Genomic DNA, 22,001 nt, shown 5'->3' on the forward strand with positions numbered 1-22,001 from the left:
AGAGGCAGAGCAGACGGATGGCGGTAGCGGCGATCCAGGAGCCCGGCATCGAGAGTGACCTCGCGGCGCAGTTGGAGCGGCTCGTTCTTCTGCTCATGGAAGACGGCCATTGCGACGCCCGTACGGTGGACCGTGCCCGGCGTGTCGCCGAGGAGAATGGCGACCGTCTGGACAGTGTGATGAGCCAACTCGGCATCATCAGCGAACGGAACCTCGCCCTGGGATACGCCCGCCTGCTCGGCCTTCCGATCGCGGAGCCCGCGCGCTTCCCGGCCGAGCCCTTGTGGCCCGAGCGCCTGTCCCTCGCCTTTCTCCGCTCCGTGCGCGCCATTCCCGTGGCGGACGACGCAGGCTTCGCCGTCGTCGTGGTCGCAGATCCGCTCGACGGCTTCGTCACCGAGGCCCTGGCCTCCGCCCTCGGCCGGCCGCTGCGGCTCGAGATCGGCATTCCCATCGACATCGAAGCGGCCTTCAACCGGCTGTATGCCACGGGAGAGGAAGAGGCGGCGGCCGAGGCGGATACCAGCGGCGCGCTGGAAGACGACGCCGAGAAGCTGCGCGACCTCGCGAGCGATGCGCCGGTCATTCGTCTCGTCAACCAGATCATGTGGCGGGCCGTCGAGACGCAGGCGAGCGACATTCACGTGGAGCCGCAGGAGGACCGCCTGCGCATCCGCTATCGCTATGACGGCGTGTTGCACGAGGTGGAAAGCCCGCCGCCGCAGCTGCGGGCGGCCATCACCTCCCGCATCAAGATCATGGCGCATCTCGACATCGCCGAGCGGCGGCTGCCGCAGGACGGGCGCATTCGTCTGGCGGTGCGCGGCCAGGAGGTGGATTTCCGTGTCTCCACCATTCCGGCGTTGCACGGGGAAAGCATCGTGCTGCGCGTGCTGGACCGTGGCGCCGTTACTTTCGATTTCGCGACCCTCGGCCTGCCGCCCGCGATTGCAGCCTCTTTCCGGACGGCGCTCGACCTGCCGAATGGCATCGTCCTCGTCACCGGGCCCACCGGCAGCGGCAAGACGACGACGCTCTACACGGGGCTGCTCGGCATCAATGCCGTCAGCCGCAAGATCGTCGCCGTCGAAGACCCGATCGAGTTCCAGCTACGCGGCATCAATCAGATTCAGGTGCGGCCGCAAATCGGGCTGACCTTCGCGACCCTCTTGCGCTCCATTCTGCGGCAGGACCCCGACGTCATCATGGTGGGCGAAATCCGTGACCTGGAGACGGCGCAGATCGCCGTGCAAGCAGCCTTGACCGGTCATCTCGTGCTTTCCACCCTGCATACGAACTCGGCCGCGGCCTCCATCACCCGTCTGCGGGACATGGGTCTGGAGGATTATCTTATGACGGCCGTGTTGCGCGGCGTCCTCGCGCAGCGCTTGGTCCGGCGCCTCTGCCCGCATTGCCGGCGGACGAGCGCGGCGCCGCCCGAACTCGTCGCCCGCTTCAACCTGTCGGCACTGACCGCGGGTCCAGTGTCGCTGTGGCATGCCGTCGGCTGTGACCAATGCCGCGGCACCGGCTATCGCGGCCGCTTCGCCATCGCCGAATTTCTGGTCCCGAATGACGCGATCGAACGTCTCATCTTCAGCCGCGCCGACCACAGCGAGATCGAGCGGGCGGCGGCGACCGCCGGCATGGTGACCATGTTCCAGTCGGGTCTCGCCGCGGCGCTCGAAGGCATGACGACGCTCGAGGAAGTCATGCGCAGCATCCGGGCTGAGGGCTGAGGCCGGCCGTGCCGCGCTTCTACTACCGGGCCATCGCGACGGGCGGCAAGATCGTCGAAGGCGTGATGGATGCTGCCGACGAACCGTCTCTGGTGGCGCAGTTGCGCCGGCAAGGCAGCATCGTCATGCGCGCCTCGCCCGAGCGCTTGCAGAAGAGCACGGGCCTCGGACTCAATCTCGGCACGCTGACGCGGCGCGGGCTGAGCCGGCAGGAGATCACGCATTTCACCAGCGAACTCGCGGCGATGCTCGGCGCGGGACAGGATTTGGACCGCGCCCTGCTCCTCGCGGTCGAAATTGCCCCGAACCCGCGCGTCGCCGATATCCTGCGCAGGCTGCGCGACACCGTGCGCGATGGCAGCAGCTTCGCCGATGCGCTGGCGCAGATGCCGGGTAGCTTCTCGCGGCTCTATATCGGTCTCGTCCGCGCCGGCGAGGCTGGAGGCACTTTGGCCGAGACCCTGGCGCGCCTCGCCGAGCTTCTGGAACGGGAACGGGCGCTCGCCGCCACCGTCACCTCGGCCATGATCTACCCAGCCATCCTGCTGCTGGCGGCGGGCGGCTCCATCATCCTCCTGCTCACCCATGTCCTGCCACAATTCGTGCCGATGTTCGAACAATCGGGCGCCGCCCTGCCGTGGTCCACGCGCATGATGATCGGTCTCGGTGACCTCATCGGCCAATGGGGCCTGGCGGCCCTGATGGTGCTCGCAGCGCTCGTGCTGCTTCTGCGCCGCAGTCTGCAGCGCTCGGCCCCACGCCTGATCTTCGATCGCGCGCGGCTGCATCTGCCCATCCTCGGCGCGCTCGCCCGCGAAATCATGGCCGCACGCCTCACGCGCACGCTGGGGACGCTGCTCATCAACGGCACGCCCTTGATCACGGCACTCGAAATCACGCGCGAGGTGCTGGGCAACACCGCGGGCATCGCAGCATTGAATACGGCGACCGAAGGCGTGCGCCAGGGCCGCGGTTTCGCACACCCCTTGGCACAATCAGGGCTTTTTCCGAAGCAGACCATCCATCTCCTGCAGCTTGGCGAGGAGACGGCGCAGCTCGGCGCCATGTGCCTGCGCGCTGCCGGTCTGCATGAGGATCGCACGCGACTGGCGGTGCAGCGCCTCGTCTCCCTGATGACACCCCTCATCACCATCGGCATGGGGGGGGTCGTGGCCCTCATCGTCGGCGCGGTGATGCAGGCCATGCTGGGGCTCAACGGCCTTGCCCAATAGAGGCGCAGGCTCGGCCGGTTTTACGCTCATCGAGATGGTGGTCGTCATCGCCATCCTCGGCCTGACCGCGGTACTCGTTCTCTCCCATGGCCCGCCGCACAGCCTCGGCGCCGCGCAAACCGCCGCGGAGACGGACCTCGTGCAGCAGCTGCGGCTGGCCCGCAGCCGCGCCATCGCGGCAGGCGCCACCTCTACGCTTCTGATCGACGCCTCGCGGCGTCTTCTGCTGCTGGATGGTGTGGCGCAGACGCCTCTGCCGCCCACGATCCCGCTCAGCCTCGATGACGGAGACGGACACCCGGCCCGGCTCATCGCCTTTCGTTTTGCGCCGGATGGCAGTGCGCAGGGACAGGGCGGCATCCTGCTCGGCCAGAAGCCCGCGCAGCGCCGCATCGGCGTCAACTGGCTGACCGGCGCGGTGGAGATCGCGCATGTACGGTAAGCCGGTGCGCAGAAGCGAGGCCGGCTTCACCTTGCTCGAAGTTCTGGTGGCCTTCGTTATCGCGAGCCTCTTTCTCGCGGTCCTGGTCGAGGCCGGGCTGACCGGGATTGGCTCCGCCCAGCTTTCGGACCGGTATCAGGAGGCGCTGGCCCGTGCCCAATCCTATCTGGCTGCGCTCAGCGCACAGCCGCAGCCGCAAGACCGCCAGGGCGAGGCACCGGACGGGTTCCATTGGCGCCTGCACGTCGTTGAACGCGCGGCAGCCCCAATCGCGAGCAGCGATCTCGCCCATCCGCGGGGCCAGGCGGTGCTCTATCAGGTCATCGTCACGGTGTCCTGGGGGCAGATGCCGCGTCGACAGGTAACCCTGGCCGCACTGCAGGTCGGGGTGCAACCGCCAGGGCGCGGGCCATGACACCGCATCGCGAGCGCGGCTTTACGCTGGTCGAGATGCTGGTGGCGCTCGTCGTGCTCGGCTTCGTCATCGCCGGTCTCGCCCAGGGCCTGCGCTTCGGCATGTCCGCCTGGGCGCTGCAGAGCAAGACGATCGCGGCGGATGCGGCGCTGGATACGACGGACCGCGTATTGCGCAGTCTCCTGGCGCGGATGGAGCCGGGCTACGATCCGCATCAACCCGCCATTCGGGGCCTGGCCTATGCCATCGCCTTCACCGCAGACCTGCCGCGGAATGCACCGATCGGCCCATCGCATCTCGCGGATATCGCGATCGGCGTGCAGCCGGGGATGGGGCTAGTGCTGCGCTGGGTGCCCGAGTTTCATGCGCAATGGATCACCCCGCCCCGCCCGCAGGTCACGTCTCTGCTGCCCGGCGTCACGGCCATCCGCTTCGCCTATTACGGGGGCCAAGGCACGGACCCGCCGGCCTGGCACGATGCCTGGACCGGGAATGTCCCGCCCTTGCTCATCCGCATGCACCTGTCGCTCACCCAAGGCGCACCCTGGCCGGACATCATCGTGGCCCCCATGCGCCTGCCGGACAGCGGCTAGACCGATCAAACTGAGGAAGACACCCCATGCCCTGCTCTCGCCGATCCATCCTGCATCTCGGCCTGTGTGGCGCCCTGGCCAGCGGCCCGGCCCAGGCCATGGATTTCGGTGCGACCGATTGGCCCGAGCCGGGGGACCGGCTGGTCCGCGCGGGCCATCCCGGCGCCCCTCTGCGCGAGACGGACATTCTCGCCGGCGCCCGGCCGATCTTGGCCTGGCCTTTCGATGCGGCCAAGCGCGCGCCCCGCACCGCCTTGTTCAGTCAAATTCTGCTATTACGCTTCGATGCTCCCGCGGCGTCGCCGGTGCTCGCCTATTCCGCCGTCTGTAAACATGCCGGCTGCATCGTCTCGGATTGGGTCGCCGCGAGCCACCTTCTGCTCTGCCCCTGCCACGGCTCGGAATACGATCCGGCGCATCAGGGGGCCGTCGTCACCGGGCCGGCCGCCGACCCGCTGCCGACCATCCCGCTCACCCTCGTGCAGGGAGAGTTGGTCATCGCCGGGACCTTCTCCAGCCGCCCCGGCGGCGTGACGGCCCGCACGGATTAGGGCGCATGTCCCGCGCCGAAGACCCGCTCGCAATAGGCCCGCAGACCGTCCGGCCGATCGGCAGGACCGCGATAGGCGATATGCCCATCCGGACGGACGAGGATCAGCGCCGCCTCGTCGAGGCCATAAGCGGCATGCGCCTCATGGTCCAGATCGGAGAGCGCGGGCACTCCGTCCTCATCGGGCACGGCAGCGGCCAGCACCAGCCGCGGCCGCACGAAGGTCCAGTTCTGCACAGCCGCACAGGCGCGGTGCAGCCACGGCAGGGTAGCGCGGTCGCGGCCGTCGAAGGCGAGGAGCGCCCAGCCCGAGCTGCGCCCATCCGGGTTGTAGAGATAGTCAAACAACCGGGCCGATGCGCCGCCCGGCACGATAACCTTGGCGTCCGGCGCGCGTTCGCCGGCTTTCGGCGCATGGCGACGAACGACGTCGCCCAATCCACCCAGATGATCTTCGTTGAGCGAGCTTTTCGGATAGCAGACGGACAGCTGCTGAAGATCAGCGCTTCCCTGGATCAGCGTTCCAATATTGGGAAGGAAGCGCGCGGCCATGTCCATCGCCGCATCCTTGAGCGGTCCACGATAGACGCTGTTCTGAAAGCCGCGTACCTGCTGCCCGTCCAGGCGCCGATGCTCGCCGCCACGCTCCTCGTCATAGGAGTTGAGCAGCGCGGGCGGCGCCTGACCGTTGACCACCATGGCGAGCCGCCAGGCCGCACCAATCGCATCATGCAGCCCTGCATTCATACCCTGCCCCCCTGCCGGCAGCGTCAGATGCCCGGCATCGCCGACCAGCAGGACTCGGCCCTTGGCGTAACGGGGCGAGACGCCGTGCTGGAAGCGGCTATGCGTCAGCCAGATCGGGTCGCTGAGCGTCAGGGTCTCATCCTCGGTCACCACACGGGCAATCGCCTGCATCTCCTCGAGCGTCGGGTCGCGATCGGGGATGCCAGTGTCGTCCGCGAGGAAGAAGAGCCGGTGATAGCCGCCCCATACCGGAAGCACCCCGCAAAAGCCGCGCGGATAATAGAAGAACCAGAGGTGATCGTGATCGGTCGATCGGCGCCAGCTGAGCTTTGCGTCCACCTGGCGGTTCATGCAATTCGGCAACTTCTCAGGCGTGAAGTCGAGCCCCAGCGCCTTGCGGACGAACCCTGAGGCGCCATCGGCCCCAACGAGATAACGGCAGCGGACCTGTTCGGCCTCTCCCACGATCTCATCCGGATCCTCCTCGCTCACCGCCGCGATCGTTGCAGTGACACCTTCGTCATCCTGCGTGAAATCGACAACCTTGCGCCCCCGTTCAATACGGCCTCCCTTCGCTTCCACCTGTTCGGAGAGCACGCGTTCGATCACGTCCTGCCCGCTATACAGCACAGCGCCATAGGGGCTGGGCACGTCGGCGATCGCCACGGGATCGACCGGCCGGCCGTTGAGCATGGTGTTGACTTGGGTGATCGCGTAGCTCTGCTGGGCGATCGCATCGCGAATGCCGATGCTGGCAAGCAGTTCCTGCGGCCGCGCCCATAGATTATTCGCCCGTGAATACGGCTTCGGCGCCCGCCGCGGTTCGAACAGCCGGAAGGCGACGCCGTGATGGGCGAGCGCGCAGGCGGTGGTGAGGCCGATCGGCCCGCCGCCGACGACGATGACGTCCGTGTCGAAACGGCTGTTGAATACAGTGCCGTTCATGGCTGGCTCTCCGGGTTCGAGGCGAGATACGCATCAAGGGCGCGGGTCAACTCGCGCAGTACGGTCGCCGCGGCGATGAGACGCGCGGCACCGATGTTGTTCAGAATGACTTGGTCCAGCGGCTCAACCGCCGCTTCCGCCTGGGCCAGCGCCGCACGCCCGGCTTCGGTCAGCACCACGAGTTTGGCGCGCTGATGGTGCGGATTGGGTGCGAGACGCACGAGGCCACGTTCGACCAAAAGATCGACGACGCGCTGCACCGCTTGCCGGCTCAACCCCATGTTCCGTGCAATATGCGCCACCGGTAGCGGGTGCGGCGCATAGCCCAGCGCCCCGAGCACCTGCCACCAAGCGGTCGTCAGCCCGGCGGGCCGCACCAGCACATTGCCCGTCTCCGCCAAGCGGCCATTGGTCTCGAAGATGGCTAGCACCAGGCTTCGGACGAGATGTTCATCCTGCATATACGACATCCTATTGTCTGAATGACAACGTGTTGTCGTCCTAAGGCGAATCAAGGCAACCCTCGGGATGGTGCGGTGGGATCCGCTTCACAAAGCCGAGTTCGACGGACGGCGCGCCGTCATTCAGGCGGCAGCCGTCCACGCGCAGTCTCTGGTCGGCTGCGAGCGCGGGGCCGGCTCAGCCTGAAGCAGCGCAGCCCCTGCTGAGGTCAATCAGGCGCGCGGCGCGCCCCGTCAGACGCGGGATCATTCCCACTCGATTGTAAACGGACAACAAATCCCATTGTAAAGATTGATATTTCAGTCAATCATCAGCCCCATACCATCTTTAATACCATGCTGGGGCTGATCGAGGACGCAGTGATGCCAGATAATAGGAGCAGCCTCTCTCGTGTGGGGGCGCGTCACTTAAGTCAACTGTTAGTCGTCTTCGGGCTTCACGACTTTCCCATAGCCCTCTGGCAGAGCCATCGGCGTCGGATCGGCTTGAGCCTTCCTCTCCGCGTTCTCGATCCTGTTTCGTCGGGTGATCGCTTTCAAGGTCATGTCGCTGTTTACATCGAGCAGGCTGAGAACGCCCCGCACGAAGGGGATCGTGCGAAAAATTGCCAAGCTTCCCGAAAAATAGAGAATCGCCGGAAGGAGCCAGCCAAGGTCGAACGGCTTGAAGTTCGCCGGCATTGGCAGAACGAGACTCCAGTTCAAGGCTTTGCCAGCGATAAGCGCCACAACCGCCACAAAATCCAAGCTGAGCAACGCCACCCAAAATAGCATCTGGGCCTTTAACGCCTTGTGATAACGTGTCGCGTCCTCAAGCTCCAAGCCATCAGGCTTCAGGATGCCAGCGGTAAAAATCATGGCGGGCAGAATCACCGCTGACTGAATGCTGAAAAAAGCGATCAACTCCGTGGTGATGTCTTTCATCGCGTTGTGGGGCAGGAAATATGCCCCCGCAGCCGCCAGCAAGGCCGCCGAGAAGAAATCCCACTTTTGCAAAAATCTACGCATCTGGCCGCCGCCCTTATGCTTCGATTTTGCCGTTCGCCACGAAGTAGTCGTAGGCGTCTCTCAGCTTGGCTCGAACGTCCGTAGGGTCGAGCAGGCTCCCGGCGGATAGGACACGCACGGGGTAGCTGAGCCGAATGTCTTTCCCCGTCAGCTTGCCATGCTTGCCGACGGCCATAATTTCCCCGTCGGGCAAATTTCGGAGCGCCTGTTGCATTGGGGCGCGGGTAACGCGGCGTTTCTTTGTCTTGTAGCCAATATGTACGGACACGTCCAAATCCGCGTCGTCCGGGATGCTCTCCAGAAGGTTCTGCACATCGGCCTCGTTGTTCATGACCGCTTGCAGCACCTTGATGGCGCGCTCGCCCCACGAACGGCGCGCGCCAACATCGATGTGCTGATCCACTTCACGCTCGGTTACGGGCGCGTCCGGCAGCCTTGCCGGAGCAGCTTCGACGGCCCCGGTACCTCCTACAATAATCTCCCGAATATCATCGAGGTCGCCGCCAACCTCGTCGCTATCGAATTTGGCCGTGAGCAGAACATGGCCGTTCTGCGCCATTTGGGCCGTGCGCTCCTTGAGCAACCAGGTCAGATATTGCTCCAACTGCTTGGTCGTGAGAGAACGGCTTTGGATCGTCAGGACGTGATTGCCGATGACCATCCAATACATCATTGAATGGATGTATTCCCGCCCTGCGGGAGGGGGTTGCTGCTCAACTGGCAGCATCGCGGCATCTGGTTCATTATGAAGCAAAGCCTGCATGTAGCCTCGAGAATAGACCGTCAGGTCCCCGAAAAAACTGATGCCGTCATCGTGGTACAGGTTCATCAGCAGGGTGTCGGAATTGTCAGGTGGGACAAGCCATGCCCGCCTGTTCCAGTGCTGCGACAAAGCGCCGCCGCCAAATTGATGGGCCAACGCTCCCCGAACCCGCGCTTCCAACGTGGCCCCATTTAGCGCGCCTACCGGGTCATCCATCCGACGGTAGTGAACCGTAAGGGATTTTCTCTCCGTCATCACCCCCAAGCCTTCCCCGATAACCGCAATTGCGAACTCGCACGGGTATCTCCGCCAGCGTCACTGGGCTCGCAGGAAACACTCTCCCCCATCAACAGAGCAAACGGACACGGCATAGCGTTCATAGACTCTACAGCTCCCCCTTGAACGCCTTGTCGAGAATCGCGGGAAGCATGGCGTCGAGTTCGGTAGCGGTTTCGGTTTGGCGCGCCTCCACCTCGTCGAGCTTGGATTGAAATGCGTCGAGTTCGCCGACAATTTTGGCCTGAACGTCTATTGGCGGACAAGGCAGTGATAATCTTCTGACTTGATCGAGATTCAGCCCTGGCTTGCCTTGGCCATACTTACTGCCGAGGAGTTGTTTCTGACCGTTGGGGCCTCTCAGCCCCCACAGCGCAAACCTTGGGAGAAAGCTTGCCGGCGGAATACGGCATACCGCGACATGCTGGCTTACCAGTCCAGGCGAATAAGTGTCGTCATACACGGCAACGCGCCCAACTGTTGCCCCGGTAATGACGATCAGCAGGTCGCCATTTGAAACAATGGCAGATTGCCCCTGACTTCCGGGCGGGCGTTCAACGTAAACGATGCCCTCATTGCTGATCTGAAAATCCCTGCTGATGTCCTGTGCGCGATAGAAGCGCAACCCGCTCGGAGCGTAGTTCTTGCCCCAGTTACGCGGGCCGCTGGAAACGTGTGCGTCACACGATCCAAATGTCCGATCAGGATAAATGGCCTCAAGCTCTGCGAAGCGTTGACCGATGAAGGATTCGATGAAGCCTTCACGCTGCTTGGTAGCTTGAGCACGGTACGCCCGCGCCTTCGCCACCTTCGCGGCCAGTTCCTCGATGTGCGCGACAATGCGGCGTTGCTCGTCGAGTGGCGGGAGGGGGATTTCATAACTGAGCACGTCGTTAGGCCGGATCGCAGCGTAGTTCGTTGACCCCTGTGCCTCGACCTGTTGACGAAAAGCGCGCGTCTTGACGAACCACCCAAGGTATCTGTTGTCGAGGCGAACAGGGTTATGTTCGTAAAGGAAATAGTGGCTGCTGACGATTGATCCGTCGAGTTCGTCTGGAACGATGCCAAAGCCGCCGACCTTCGCATCAATCTCCGCGACAAGAAATTCGCCTGCACGGGCGACTTGCTGCTTTTTGGTTCTGATCTCTGCGCCGGGCACGGCATCGCGCAACACAATACCCTGTGCGTGAAGCTGGACACGCGGGCGGCGGTAGGTTTCGAGGTCATCAATGATGATGAACTCTTTTCGATGGTCGATCACCTCACCAAGCGCGACGGTTGGCCATACTGCACTCATGCGTTAGCCCCCAACGCCGCCTTGATCTCCCGCATCAACTCTGCGATCCGCAGTTCCTTCTTGAGAATGTCGTCGGCAAGCTGATCCGGTGGCAGGTGCTCGAAATCCACCTTGGCGCGGGGGTTCTTCCGGTCGAGGTTGCAGCCCGCGTCCAGTAGCTCCTTGGCCGGCACCTTCCATGCCTGATCGGTCTCCTTGCGCTTTGCCCACCATGTGATGCAGCCCTTGAACTCCTCGAACTGCATGGGCTGGGTCTTGGTATAATTCTTGCGGCCCTCGGGCAGGGGCTGCTCGTAATACCAGACCTCTTTCGTCGGGCCGGAACGGTCGAAAAACAGAATGTTGGTCGGGATGCTGGTGTAGGGCGCGAACACGCCATTGGGCAGCCGCACAATGGTATGAAGGTTGAACTCCTTGAGAAGCTCTTCCTTGATGCGCGCGCAAACACCATCGCCAAACAGCGTTCCATTCGGCACGACGACGGCCGCGCGCGCCGGGCGCCCGACGGGGGTCGGCTGGCGTTTGAGCTTGCGCATGATGAGTTGCAGGAACAATAGCGCCGTTTCCGCGGTCTGACGGTCTTCGGGGAAGTTACCCTGGATGCCTTTCTCTTCCTCGCCTCCAAAGGGCGGGTTGGTGATGATCACGTCGACGCGCTCTTTCTCGCCGATCTCGGAGAGCTTGAAACGCAGGGCGTTGTCAGGGTCGATCTGCGGCGCGTCCAGCCCGTGCAACAACAGATTCATCTGGCACAGCAGGTAAGGCAAGGATTTGGGTTCGCAGCCGGCGATCGTGTTGCCTTGCAGACGCTTGCGGTCTGCGACGGTCTTCACCTGCTGTTCAAGGTGGTTATAGGCCTCGACCAAAAACCCGCCAGTGCCGCTGGCTGGGTCGAGGACGGTCTCACCAAGACGCGGATCGGTGACGTCCACCATGAAGCGGACGACGGCGCGCGGCGTGTAGAACTCGCCGGAATCGCCCGCCGCGTCGCGCATTTCGCGGAGCATGGATTCGTAAAGAGCTCCGAGCGTGTGAAGCTCATCCGAGGACGTGAAATGAATCCCGCCCAGCTTGTTGACGATGTCGCGGAGCAGATAACCGCTCTTCATGCGGTTATCGACGCCCTTAAACACGGTGGCGATCACATCGCGGCGGTTGTCTCCGTTTGAACTCGAGAGCGAACGCAGATAGGCGAACAGGCCGGGGCCTTTCCTCCCATCGGCGCGCACGGCTTCATCAGAATTGATGAAGGACAGCAGTTCATCGCCTGTGATCCCCTGCGGGTCGGCGGCCCAGTCTCGCCAGCGATACGGGGCCTCGATGGCGGGTTTGAACTTCTTGCCCGAGAGCTTAGCTTCCTCCTCACGCTGCTGCTCAAGATCATCGAGGAATTTGAGGAACATCATCCAGGTGAGCAACGGCAAACGGTCGAGGTCGCCGTTCAGCCCCTTGTCCTTGCGCATAATGTCTCGGGCGGATTTGAGAAGGCTCCCGAGCATCTGTGAGGTCGTCATCGGCACACCGGCAGTGCCGTTCTTCGTCTTAAGTCGTGGCATAGAGTAGTCCTTGTAGATCATTCACGGCCCGGCGAAGCTCGTCGGGGCCGCCGAATAGCTTGATGATTTCGGCGGGCTGGCCGTGGGTCGAGATAGGCGGAACCCTGAGCACATCCGGCAGGACAAACTGTGCGTCACCGTGTTCCGCATATTTTTCCAGAAGCTCGTCCAGCACCTGACGCGCCTCGGGAGAAAACTTCTCGAAATAGTCCATGCGCCCGGCCTTGAGTCGCTGCGCCCGCTCGCGTCGGGTGCGGAGCGGCGCATTGAAGGCCAGATGGCAAAGCAGGTCGAAGGGGTCGGCATCGCTCTGGCCGGTCTGATCGGCCAGCACGTCGAAGTCGATCCCGCGTTCGGCCAGCGCGGCGATGATCTCGCTGCGCTGGTCAGCATCCGCCCACCGCTTCCGCAGTTCAGCCGAGGTCAGCGCAAGCGAACGAACGCTTTCGGCGGCATAGTCGGTGTATTTGACGACGCGAAGCTGCTTGCCGTTCGGATCAAGCTCGTGGACCAGATGGGCCACGACTTCGACCTGGCCTCCATCGAAGTAGAATTTGCGGGGCTCGTCGGTCGGCGGTTCGATGACGCCGGGTTCGCCTTCCTCCGGCGGGATAGGCTCCGGTTCCTGGCCTTCGGGGACGATCTCCGTCGTCGCGGTGGTTTCCCCGTCGTCGTTCACGTCTTCTTCCGTAATCCGGGTCGGATCACCGTCGAAGTCCGGGTCGGCGAACATGCGGGTGGCCGAGCCGGTATAGTCGAGGATGTTGAACCACAGCTTGCCGTAGTCGTCGCGCAGGCGTGTGCCCCGCCCGATGATCTGCTTGAACTCGCTCATGGAGCCGACGACCCGCGCCAGAACGACATTCTTGCAGGTCGGCGCATCGACGCCGGTCGTCAGAAGCTGCGACGATGTGAGGATAACCGGCGTTTTGGTTTCGAGGTCTTGGAACTTCGACAGGTGGCCGCGCCCGATGGCGCCCTCGTCGGCAGTGACGCGGGCCACATAGTCGGGATACTGCGCCACAAGATCGGCATTGAGGTTGACCAGTGCCTGCCGCATTTCTGAGGCGTGTTCCTGATCGACGCAGAATACGATGGTCTTGGCGAAACGGTCAGTCTTTTTGAGGAAGTCGGTCAGGTGGCGCGCGATGGCCTCCGTGCGGGCGCGCAAGGCGATAATCCGCTCGAAGTCCTTGGTCTGATACTCGTCATCGGGGATCGCCCGGCCAAAGCGGTCAACCTCATCCCTACTCGGCCGCCATCCGGCGGCATCCCATTGGGTGACGATACGATGCACCCGATACGGCGCGAGGAAGCCGTCGTCGATGCCTTGGCGCAGGCTATATTCGTAAATCGGGTTGCCGAAATAGAGGTAGGTGTCGCGGTTGTCCTCGCGCAGCGGCGTGGCCGTCATGCCAAGCTGGTAGGCGGGCTTGAAGTGCTCAAGGATGACACGCCATGAACTGTCGTCCCGCGCGCTTCCCCGGTGACATTCATCGACGATGATGAGGTCGAAGAAATCCGGCGGATAGTCCCGGAAAAGCCCCGCGCGTCGCTCGTCCTCGGCGAGCGCCTGATAGATGGCGAAATACATTTCGCGGCTTTTGACGATCTCGCCAGATTCGATCTTATGGCGTGCATCTCCAAAAGGGGTGAAAGTTTTGTCCTTCGGATCGTCGATGAGGATGTTTCGATCTGCAAGGAATAGGATGCGCGGTTTGCGATACTCCCCTGTCCGGTTCCAACGGCTCGACCAAAGCTTCCAGCAGATCTGGAAGGCCACAATGGTCTTGCCCGTTCCCGTCGCCATAGTCAGAAGCAGGCGCTTCTTTTCGGCCAGAATGGATTCGATCGTCCGGTTGATCGCGACCTGCTGGTAATATCGGGGGGATTTGCCGCCGATGATGTTGTAGGGGGCGATCAGGTGATTCACGCTCTCGGGCGTGTCGATCCCGCTGCCCGCCTGATAGCGGAGCCAAAGATCATCCGGTGTAGGGAAGTCGGCGACGCGCGTTTCCGTCCCCTTGAAATAGTCGATCTCGATGATCTCGGCGCCGTTGGTGGCGTAGGCGTATTTGAGGTCGAGGATTTCCGCATAGTCACGGGCCTGCTGCACGGCGTGGGCCGCAGACTTGTAGCTGGCCTTGGCCTCGACCACGGCAAGCGGAAAATCTCGGGTGTAGCGGAGCAGGTAGTCCACCCGCTTGGGCGGTTTGCGAACGAAGCCCTTACCCACAGGGATCACGCGGCCATCCGTGATGGTGCGCTGCTCCGCGATCGAATGAGGGTCATTATCCCACCCGGCGGACTGCAGCTTGGGCACGACGAATTTCCGGCAGGTGTCGGCTTCGTTCGTCATGCGCCTCGACTGCCGCCTCCCTGTTGTTCCTCGACCTTCCGCTTGATCCAGTTTGCGATCTCTTGCCGCTGAAAGCGCCACGATCCCCCGACCTTGAAGCCCGGGATTTTGCCTGCCGAGGCAAGCTTGTAGGCAGTCTTCTCATTGATCTTGAGAAGGTCCGCCATCTCTCGCATCGTCAGGATTTCGTCGGTCATACGCCCGCCGCCATCATCGTGAGCGAATGTTATAGAAGATCAGAGAAAATCGGGGAAGATGTCCAGTGCTGCTCATCCCGCTGGCACTCGGTCGCAGCAAACCGGAAGGCGTTGCGCCCTGGCGAGGCAACGGTAGACCATGGCTCATGGGCGCTCTTTTTTGCAGTCCGGGAACCGGTTTACCGATTGCACCAAACCCAAAGTTTAGCTTAGCAAATTCAAATGATTTCAAACTCGACAACGGTTTGATAATCCCATAAAATGCTAAGCATGAGTATGCATTCTGGCAGGAAATTAAACCAACTGCAACAGGAACTCCCCGAGGGACTTCTGGCCGATGCTGCCTGGATGGAGGCTCATGGCTATTCGTCGGCGCTGCGCAGCCAATATGTTCGGGGTGGGTGGCTCGAGAGCCCCGCCCGGCGCGTCTACCGCCGGTCGCGTATGCCGCTCACCTGGCAGCAGGTCGCCGTTTCCCTCCAGACGGTGCTGGACCTCCCACTGACCGTTGGCGGACGCACCGCGCTCGAACAACAGGGTTACGCCCACTATCTTTCGACGGCGACGCGTGAGGTCCATCTTTACGGGCCCCAGCACCCGCCAACCTGGCTGGCGAACCTGCCGCTCGACGTGATCTTTCATTGGCACAACAGCCTGCGGCTGTTTCCTGGTGATGCCGACGCGCCGCCCGAGCCAATCCCGGTCGTGGTCAGCGCCGGCGGCCTGACCTTGCCCATCCGCTATTCCAGCAAGGAGCGCGCCGTTCTCGAATTGCTCGACGAGCTGCCCGAGCATGAGAGCTTCCATCAGGCCGATGCCTTGATGGAAGGGATGAGCGATTTAAGCCCACGCCGCTTGCAAACCCTGCTGGAGGCTTGCGCTAACGTGAAGGTGAAGCGGCTCTTTCTTTTCTTCGCCGACCGCCACCGCCATGCGTGGCGATCCCGGCTCGATATATCCCGCGTTGACTTGGGTTCGGGTAAGCGCGCACTGGTCAAAGGCGGCAAACTCGACCGGCGCTACAACATCACCGTGCCGTCCGACCTGGGAGGCCCGTGAATTTCATGGCCTTCCTGGACACATACCAGCAGCAGGTCGCCCTGCTTATCCGCGTCCTTCCTTTCGTCGCGGAGGAGCGGGCTTTCGCGCTCAAAGGCGGCACCGCGATCAACCTGTTCGTGCGCGATATGCCGCGCCTCTCCGTGGACATCGACCTGACCTATCTGCCGGTCGAAAATCGGGCCACATCGCTCGCGGCAATCAACGTCGCCATGCTGCGGATCAAGGAACGGATCGAGCGGGGCCTCCCCGCCGCGAGAGTCAATGCTTCGCGTTCCGCCGATGAAAATATCGTCACCAAGCTGATCGTTCGGGCGAGCGGCGTGCAGATCAAGATCGAGGTGACGCCCGTGCTCCGGGGTACGGTCTATGATCCCGCTGTGATGACCGTGGTTCCCGCTGTCGAAGACACCTTCGGCTTCGCCGAAACGCAGATCGTATCCTTCCCCGACCTCTATGCGGGCAAGATCGTGGCGGCCCTCGACCGCCAGCACCCGCGTGACTTATTCGACGTGCGCGCGCTGTTGGAAAACGAGGGTATCAGCGACGCGTTGCGTCGCGCCTTCCTGGTTTACGTCATCAGCCACAACCGCCCGATGGCCGAAGTTCTCGCCCCAACCCGTAAGCCTCTGCGCGAGGAATTCGTGCGAGGCTTCGCCGGCATGACGGAAGAGACCGTTGCCCTTGAAGACCTTGAAGCCGCGCGGGAGGCGATCATCGCCACGATGGTCACCTCCATGCCGGAGGATCATCGGCGCTTCCTTATCGGCTTCAAGCGCGGCGAACCAGATTGGGGGTTTCTCGGGATACCGGAAGCCCGGCATTTGCCTGCCGTCATGTGGAAACAGCACAACCTAGCCAAGCTGCCCAATGCGAAACGGGGCGAGCTGATCGATGCGTTGGAGCGTGTTCTTTTTCCCTGACCAAAACCACCGAAAGGGACGGTCATCAACGACTTCGGTCCGTTGTCGGCTCGGTCGCTGGTGGGATATCCTGAATGCCTTTGCTGTCTGGAAGAAAATCACAAACAGCCCGTCTCGTGTGCCTTCCACAAGGAGAGTGCCTAGCGCCGCTGCGGCCGCCGCTGGATCGGCGCGAAACATCGTCGCTACAGTGTTCTCTTGACATCGCCTATCGAACTCAATCGTCCCCTCTGGCGACGCGATCAGATACTATTAGCTTATTAGCTTATTAGCTTATTAGCTTATTAGCTTGTTGTTGCTCTCCCGCCGCTGACGTTCGTACCGTCCGGCAACGCATTTGTCCCAACAAACGGCCGCGAGTAAGACTGAACCGAAACCACCTCCAGTCGTAAGCAAACCATAGAGCAACGCGCCCATCGCTATCTCCTTACTTCAATTTTCTTCACCTTGTCCGCAACCGTGTCTCGGAGCTCACGCATCGAGCAAAGGAGAGCCCGAACGTCCTCGGTGGATCCACCTTCACCTGGTTGCTCCGCAAGCCAAAGCTTCAACACCCCGCCCAATTGGGCAAGATCACCGCACGCCTTCAGCAGATCACCGACGCGCTCCGCATCGAGAACAGATCTCGGCTCGTAGCTGAGGCCTAAAGTCCGCAGATAAGCCGACATTGACAGTCCCGCGGCCGAAGCGAGCCGCTCGATGCCTTCCCTCTCCTCCGGCGTCACCCAGACTGCACAGGGACGCTTGCCTCTCGGCTTGGTATCCCTCCGCGTGCTCCCGATCCCCTTTGCCATGACAATCTCCTCCTTAAACGCGACAGCAGCAGACTGTGTCACCGAGCATGGCGTCGAGCCCCTACAGGGGGCGAGTAAGCCAAACTCGCGCGCGTAGGTATACGGCGCACATCTTGCCAGCAAAAGCGATGTCCGGACACGTCCCGATCCGTCCAGAATCGTCCGCTTACTGAAAGCGGTCGCGTTCGGCCTTGTTGGGACGTGTTAGGACATGTCTGGCCCTGTTGAGCCCTATCTGGACGTCATGACCAGGGTACGCCACCGCTACCGCTGCACCATGCTGGACACCGGCAACTTGTCCACCAACAACCTCTCATCGGACGAAAATGGCCAGCCAGAGGGCTTGCCTCAGATCGCTATGTTAGACACCGCAAGGAAGGCAGCCGAGGCTGGTTACAAGCCTGTAGCCACCGCCAGAGCTTCAGTCTCACGGGAATGGCTAAATCGAAGGTTGCAGCGAACGACACAGCCATCGCGATGAGCGGCACCGCCCCCCATGCGATCATACCGATGGTGCGATCCAGGTAATCTAAGGCGCCAAACGTCTTTTGGTGTTCTTCAGATATCTAGCCTTGGCCGGCCGGTAAAACTCAGACCTGTTATCCACAGAGCAACCATTTTTAAGAGATTTAAAAGTTTTAAAAGATTTAGACCGAAAAACTGCCGAATTTCCATTTCAAATCAATATTTTATGAAATGGGTCGGTGGGTGATAGACGGTGTTTGGTGTGTGATAGACGGTGATCGGTGGGTGATAGACGGTAAGTGGTGGGTGATAGACGGCGTATCCACAGGACAGGACGAACGCCTAGCGCCTGGCTGTAGCTGGACATCAAAAATGGTTTGCGGCGGCCTTCAGCGCCGCCTTTGGCCTAGCGCTATTCGGCTACCGCATTCCGATGCTGCATGAGCAGCAATGGGCCGTTTTGCCCCGCCTCCTCCCGTAACTGATATTCTGGCAGATCATCCGCTGCGATGATCCGGCGGAGGATGCGGCAGAACTCTTTGAAGGCGGCGTTGCTGCCGCTGCGTTCAAAGATTGTCCGGAATGCCCATACGGCCCTGCTTTGACCGGCAGCTCGGCGTGCAAGGCGGTAGACGAAGCGACCAACGCCAGGCTCGATCAGGAAATAGTCGGGGTGGATCGCCAATACATCGGGCCGTTTGCCCTCGGTGACCTCCCGATAAATCCAGGATGGAGCCTCTATCTCAACAACAGCTACTCTGCCCGTATCTGTGCGTGATACCACACGATAGTGGCCAATAAGTCCTTCAGACTCCACTTCGCGCCGAAAGCGCTGTCCCAAACACGAGATGTTCCGTACGCTTTTGATGATCGTTCCTTGGAGACGCGCCAAAGCCGCCTCGACCTGCTCAAATTGGCGAGTGCCATCTCCCTTTCGGGAGAATTTGAGGATTTCACTGATATGCGGCCGGAATACCCGGCTGGGCTTCTCACCCTTCCCTTCGCGGTAGCGGTTCATCGCATCGGTCAGATGAGAAACTAGCATCAGGACAATGTCGTAATCCCACACCGATGCCATACCGTCTGCACCAGCTTTGACCTCGACATAGCCATCCGCCAGTTCGTAACGAATAATGCCGCCCGGCTGTTTCTTATCTTTTGAGAGACGAAACACAGCCACGTCCATGATGCTGCGACTGTCACGAGTTCCAACATCGTAAAGCTTCGGGACAAAGAAATCGGCTTGTGCATCCGTTCGGGGAGGCCGTCGCACCGAATTGTAAGCTTGCTGCACCCGCGGGCAATCATTCGCGCCGACACTATCGGCAAGGCGGTCCAAGGCTGCGCCTAGGTATTTCCGGTCGGCCTCGTCCCGCACCTCCAGCAGATCCTACCTGAATATATCGATGCGCTGACCTCCCACTCAAAGCGAGCCAGGCCGCGTAGCCTGGAGGCCCGATGATTTACGCGCCTCGATCCATCCTTCGATTTCCGCCAGATCCCAAGCAACCTTCCGGCTACTCAGCGCGATGCGGCGAGGAAATTCTCCTCGGCGCTCCATATTGAAAATGGTCCGCTCGGCCAGCGGGATCATCGCATGGAGCTGCCTTCGGCCGATCAGGGTTTTACTTGCTTTCTCCATTCCGGCTCTCCGTCGAAGTCATTCAGATGCGTGACGATACCGGTCTGTGCCAGCCAAAAGCCGAAAAATAGTTAGAACAAAGTTGTCATTCGGGCTACGCTATCTGCCATGGCATCACCACAGAAATCCTGGCCTGCATTTGACCCTCACCTTGAGCGGTTTGTTCTAGTGTCGGAGACTTCGTCGCATCGAATCCGAGCCAAGCTACGCGACGCCCAAGCCTGGTGCTTCTGCGACCTTTGCTGGCGCCCAACCGAATATTCGACGACCTTAGACAGGCTTGCGGTTGTAAAAAGGCTGTCCGACGGGAACGCAAAAATTGTTCCCATTACCGGCGCAATTCGTGAAGCCGCTCGTAATCGAACGGATGCTCTGGTGATGAGATACGAGCAGGCTCTCAACGGCGAGCTTGGCCCATATCAGGCTGCACGCATGTGGCGCAACTACTGCGACGTCGTAGAGATGCGCGGCGACCGGTCAGTAGAAGGATTTCACGAGCACGTTGAAAGGCGAATGCTTTTGTCGGAATGGGCGCGGTATGGCGAAGTCGTCAGACTTACGAAGCTGCCCAGCCAGGCAGTTGGGTCTGCGAAGGCCAGCAAACTTTATTGCGAAGTACATAACCCTAGGCGGAGCAAAGAGGCACGCCAGGCATATCAGCGCGATAGAAGGTTCACTACAGAATATGAAAAATTGATCGAGCAAACATGGCAACAAGTATTTCGGCGTTCCTCGCATCCAGACTGGGACATTGAAACCCTCGCCTATGTTCGACGAGAAGCATTCCGTAAGCTGAAAGCTCTCAAAATGTCGCCCACCAGCATGATCGAAAGTTTGTTGACCGAAGGAAAAATGAGCCAAGCCAAGATAGCGCGACAGCTCGGGATATCTCGCCAAGCCGTTTCAGCTGCCATTAGGCGGCGTGGAAAGAAACAGACGGAGCGCCCATCGCGATCGTCTCCTTGATCATCAGCACACACGCCCTGCGATACATTGCCGGTGGCACGAGCCAAGCTGGACACAGCTGTGGGACACCACGCGTCGGAGATACGTGATAATTCTCCTCTGCGTCACGGATTTCCCCGCAAAAGTGCAGAGCTGATCAGATGCAATGGCTGAATGGGGCCGGGAGCCGACCGTCGGGTTTCAGATGGACGCCACGGACGAGCGAACAATACTGTCGGAGGTGGAATCTCAGCTATCGACCCACCCCAGCCAGTCGGAAGCTGATCGCCAGATCCCGAAAGCCGAAATTCAGCCGGCTGGCGGAAGCGACCGCTCTCCGCCCCGTTTCAGACAGTTGAGATTGCCGATATAATATAGGACTGTAGACCTCCGTTCATATAGGTAGGTTTCATAGTCGTATGAGCACAAACTCCATTCACACTTTAAATGCCCGCGATCACGTGATGCTTGAGGTCATGCGAGACTATTTCAAGCTTTCCCCCGAGCGCATGTTTTACGAAATTCAAAGCTTAAGATACGCCGTTGAAGAGGCATTGACGCTTAAGGAAATCAGCTACGATGCGCTCAAAAGTGCACTCGTACCCGATCGCCAGCGCAGGGAGATAGCGTTCGTTTTTGATAGCTTGGCTATCCAATCCAGTTGGTATAGCAAAGATATTTTCCAGCGCGTGATTCCTCTCTTCGACAGAAATAGCAATCATAGCATCCTTGTCGGAGATTACCTGGATCGGCCCGGCGAGATGGATCAGCTCTTCGACGCCTTTGAAGAGGCTGTTGAATTGAGACGTAATGTCGAATTTAAACATCCGACGCAGTTTTTCATCGTCTATATCAATAATCTTACTGACGCGATGGTTGAGCGTTTTGATAGAAGTCTGCAGAACTATGAGGCCTATGTTGGCCTAGCTGAGATGACCTATATTTCTCGCTTCAAGATTTATCTATCGACAATGCTCGTGAATAGTTTTGTCAAACACGGGAAGATCATTCTTCAAGGCCACGAGCCAGACCGTGACAACACCGAAGATATCAACATGATCGGTTATCCGTTTGAAGAAAATGGTTTCAAGTGCCGTAGCCTTTCAGACGATCTCATGGGCGTGCTGCTCTCCTACAAGATTGAGCGGCCAGTATTCTCCGGTTTCGAATCTGACACGCACTTCGCCTTGAATGCCGTTAGCATGGCCCCTCTACCGCTCGATGACTTCGAAATTCAGGTTGACGATGCGAAGCTCGAGTATCTCAAGACTATGAAGGCAGGCTCAATGTCTCGCGCAGGCCTTACCGCCGTCGGCAGCGATGACCTGGCTGCGATCATCCGTGCTAAGGTCAATGATAGCTATATCTACAACCTTTCGTTCAATAGTGAGCACAATGTGGTCAAATTTAACGTGATTGTGGAAATTCAAGCGGCCCAAGGGAGAGGGCCAACTCGCGTCCTTGCCGCTCTTGAATATCGACCCGCCGAGAGGGTGCTACGGCTGATTACGCTGTATTAGATTGGACCTGCCAAAGATTACCTCTATCGCGTATTGTGGGCGCTAGTTAACGACGCCGCTTTCTACCTATTCC

21 protein-coding genes are annotated in these 22,001 nt (G+C 60.7%); 10 read left to right on the plus strand and 11 right to left on the minus strand.

Annotated features, from left to right (window positions below; genetic code table 11):
• Window positions 1–17: 17 nt before the first annotated feature.
• Genes ACYQ6W_RS15760 through ACYQ6W_RS15785 form a run of 6 tightly spaced genes read left to right on the plus strand, consistent with a single transcriptional unit; the run spans window position 18 to window position 4,972 of the window.
• Window positions 18–1,739 (plus strand): GspE/PulE family protein, encoded by a 1,722-nt coding sequence (locus tag ACYQ6W_RS15760; protein ID WP_459676640.1) that lies wholly within the window; start codon window positions 18–20, stop codon window positions 1,737–1,739.
• 8 nt (window positions 1,740–1,747) lie between these two features.
• Window positions 1,748–2,971: a type II secretion system F family protein gene (locus ACYQ6W_RS15765; RefSeq protein WP_459676642.1), complete on the plus strand. Its 1,224-nt coding sequence runs from the start codon at window positions 1,748–1,750 to the stop codon at window positions 2,969–2,971.
• The gene (locus ACYQ6W_RS15770) at window positions 2,961–3,413 is read left to right on the plus strand and encodes a prepilin-type N-terminal cleavage/methylation domain-containing protein (RefSeq protein WP_459676643.1); all 453 of its coding nucleotides are present in this window, start codon (window positions 2,961–2,963) and stop codon (window positions 3,411–3,413) included. The genes ACYQ6W_RS15765 and ACYQ6W_RS15770 overlap by 11 nt, the downstream gene beginning before the upstream one ends.
• Window positions 3,403–3,828 (plus strand): type IV pilus modification PilV family protein, encoded by a 426-nt coding sequence (locus tag ACYQ6W_RS15775; RefSeq protein ID WP_459676644.1) that lies wholly within the window; start codon window positions 3,403–3,405, stop codon window positions 3,826–3,828. The genes ACYQ6W_RS15770 and ACYQ6W_RS15775 overlap by 11 nt, the downstream gene beginning before the upstream one ends.
• On the plus strand, window positions 3,825–4,421 hold the full coding sequence (locus ACYQ6W_RS15780; protein ID WP_459676645.1) for a PulJ/GspJ family protein: 597 nt from the start codon (window positions 3,825–3,827) through the stop codon (window positions 4,419–4,421). The genes ACYQ6W_RS15775 and ACYQ6W_RS15780 overlap by 4 nt, the downstream gene beginning before the upstream one ends.
• Window positions 4,422–4,447: 26 nt before the next feature.
• Window positions 4,448–4,972: a QcrA and Rieske domain-containing protein gene (locus tag ACYQ6W_RS15785; RefSeq protein ID WP_459676647.1), complete on the plus strand. Its 525-nt coding sequence runs from the start codon at window positions 4,448–4,450 to the stop codon at window positions 4,970–4,972.
• Here ACYQ6W_RS15785 and ACYQ6W_RS15790 read toward each other — a convergent pair.
• The 8 genes from ACYQ6W_RS15790 to ACYQ6W_RS15825 all read right to left on the minus strand — a co-directional run bounded on the left by ACYQ6W_RS15790 (window position 4,969) and on the right by ACYQ6W_RS15825 (window position 14,580).
• Complete coding sequence (locus tag ACYQ6W_RS15790; protein ID WP_459676649.1) at window positions 4,969–6,663, minus strand: FAD-dependent monooxygenase; 1,695 nt, start codon at window positions 6,661–6,663, stop codon at window positions 4,969–4,971. The two genes, ACYQ6W_RS15785 and ACYQ6W_RS15790, sit on opposite strands and share 4 nt — an antisense overlap.
• A complete protein-coding gene (locus ACYQ6W_RS15795; RefSeq protein ID WP_459676650.1) occupies window positions 6,660–7,124 on the minus strand; it encodes a MarR family winged helix-turn-helix transcriptional regulator in 465 nt (154 codons plus the stop codon). The genes ACYQ6W_RS15790 and ACYQ6W_RS15795 overlap by 4 nt, the downstream gene beginning before the upstream one ends.
• Window positions 7,125–7,544: 420 nt before the next feature.
• Window positions 7,545–8,132, minus strand: coding sequence for a hypothetical protein (locus ACYQ6W_RS15800; protein ID WP_459676651.1), 588 nt, complete (start codon window positions 8,130–8,132; stop codon window positions 7,545–7,547).
• 13 nt (window positions 8,133–8,145) lie between these two features.
• Complete coding sequence (locus tag ACYQ6W_RS15805; protein ID WP_459676652.1) at window positions 8,146–9,150, minus strand: hypothetical protein; 1,005 nt, start codon at window positions 9,148–9,150, stop codon at window positions 8,146–8,148.
• 130 nt (window positions 9,151–9,280) lie between these two features.
• Window positions 9,281–10,468, minus strand: coding sequence for a restriction endonuclease subunit S (locus ACYQ6W_RS15810; RefSeq protein WP_459676653.1), 1,188 nt, complete (start codon window positions 10,466–10,468; stop codon window positions 9,281–9,283).
• Window positions 10,465–12,024, minus strand: coding sequence for a type I restriction-modification system subunit M (locus tag ACYQ6W_RS15815; protein ID WP_459676654.1), 1,560 nt, complete (start codon window positions 12,022–12,024; stop codon window positions 10,465–10,467). Before ACYQ6W_RS15815 ends, ACYQ6W_RS15810 begins: the two co-directional genes overlap by 4 nt.
• Window positions 12,011–14,383: an EcoAI/FtnUII family type I restriction enzme subunit R gene (hsdR, locus tag ACYQ6W_RS15820; RefSeq protein WP_459676655.1), complete on the minus strand. Its 2,373-nt coding sequence runs from the start codon at window positions 14,381–14,383 to the stop codon at window positions 12,011–12,013. The genes ACYQ6W_RS15815 and hsdR overlap by 14 nt, the downstream gene beginning before the upstream one ends.
• Complete coding sequence (locus ACYQ6W_RS15825; RefSeq protein WP_459676657.1) at window positions 14,380–14,580, minus strand: helix-turn-helix domain-containing protein; 201 nt, start codon at window positions 14,578–14,580, stop codon at window positions 14,380–14,382. Before ACYQ6W_RS15825 ends, hsdR begins: the two co-directional genes overlap by 4 nt.
• Before the next feature lie 270 nt (window positions 14,581–14,850).
• On the opposite strand from ACYQ6W_RS15825, the gene ACYQ6W_RS15830 reads away from it, so the two are divergent.
• Window positions 14,851–15,639, plus strand: coding sequence for a type IV toxin-antitoxin system AbiEi family antitoxin domain-containing protein (locus ACYQ6W_RS15830; RefSeq protein WP_459676659.1), 789 nt, complete (start codon window positions 14,851–14,853; stop codon window positions 15,637–15,639).
• Window positions 15,640–15,644: 5 nt separating this feature from the next.
• A complete protein-coding gene (locus tag ACYQ6W_RS15835; protein ID WP_459676660.1) occupies window positions 15,645–16,562 on the plus strand; it encodes a nucleotidyl transferase AbiEii/AbiGii toxin family protein in 918 nt (305 codons plus the stop codon).
• A 419-nt stretch (window positions 16,563–16,981) separates the two neighbouring features.
• Here the strand turns inward: ACYQ6W_RS15835 and ACYQ6W_RS15840 are convergent, their stop codons facing one another.
• The 3 genes from ACYQ6W_RS15840 to ACYQ6W_RS15850 form a co-directional block, all read right to left on the minus strand.
• Complete coding sequence (locus ACYQ6W_RS15840) at window positions 16,982–17,356, minus strand: plasmid mobilization protein (RefSeq protein WP_459676661.1); 375 nt, start codon at window positions 17,354–17,356, stop codon at window positions 16,982–16,984.
• A gap of 877 nt (window positions 17,357–18,233) precedes the next feature.
• Window positions 18,234–19,199 carry a replication initiator protein A gene (locus tag ACYQ6W_RS15845; protein ID WP_459676663.1) on the minus strand — a complete coding sequence of 322 codons (966 nt, stop codon included), beginning with the start codon at window positions 19,197–19,199 and terminating at the stop codon, window positions 18,234–18,236.
• 45 nt (window positions 19,200–19,244) lie between these two features.
• A complete protein-coding gene (locus tag ACYQ6W_RS15850) occupies window positions 19,245–19,463 on the minus strand; it encodes a helix-turn-helix transcriptional regulator (RefSeq protein WP_459676664.1) in 219 nt (72 codons plus the stop codon).
• A gap of 108 nt (window positions 19,464–19,571) precedes the next feature.
• Here ACYQ6W_RS15850 and ACYQ6W_RS15855 point away from each other — a divergent pair, with 108 nt between their 5' ends.
• A complete protein-coding gene (locus ACYQ6W_RS15855; protein WP_459676667.1) occupies window positions 19,572–20,429 on the plus strand; it encodes a MarR family transcriptional regulator in 858 nt (285 codons plus the stop codon).
• A 398-nt stretch (window positions 20,430–20,827) separates the two neighbouring features.
• Entirely contained in the window at window positions 20,828–21,928 is a 1,101-nt protein-coding gene (locus tag ACYQ6W_RS15860) for a hypothetical protein (RefSeq protein WP_459676668.1), read from the plus strand.
• The last annotated feature ends 73 nt before the right edge of the window (window positions 21,929–22,001 follow it).

The sequence above is a fragment of the Acidisoma sp. 7E03 genome (genome assembly GCF_054665075.1).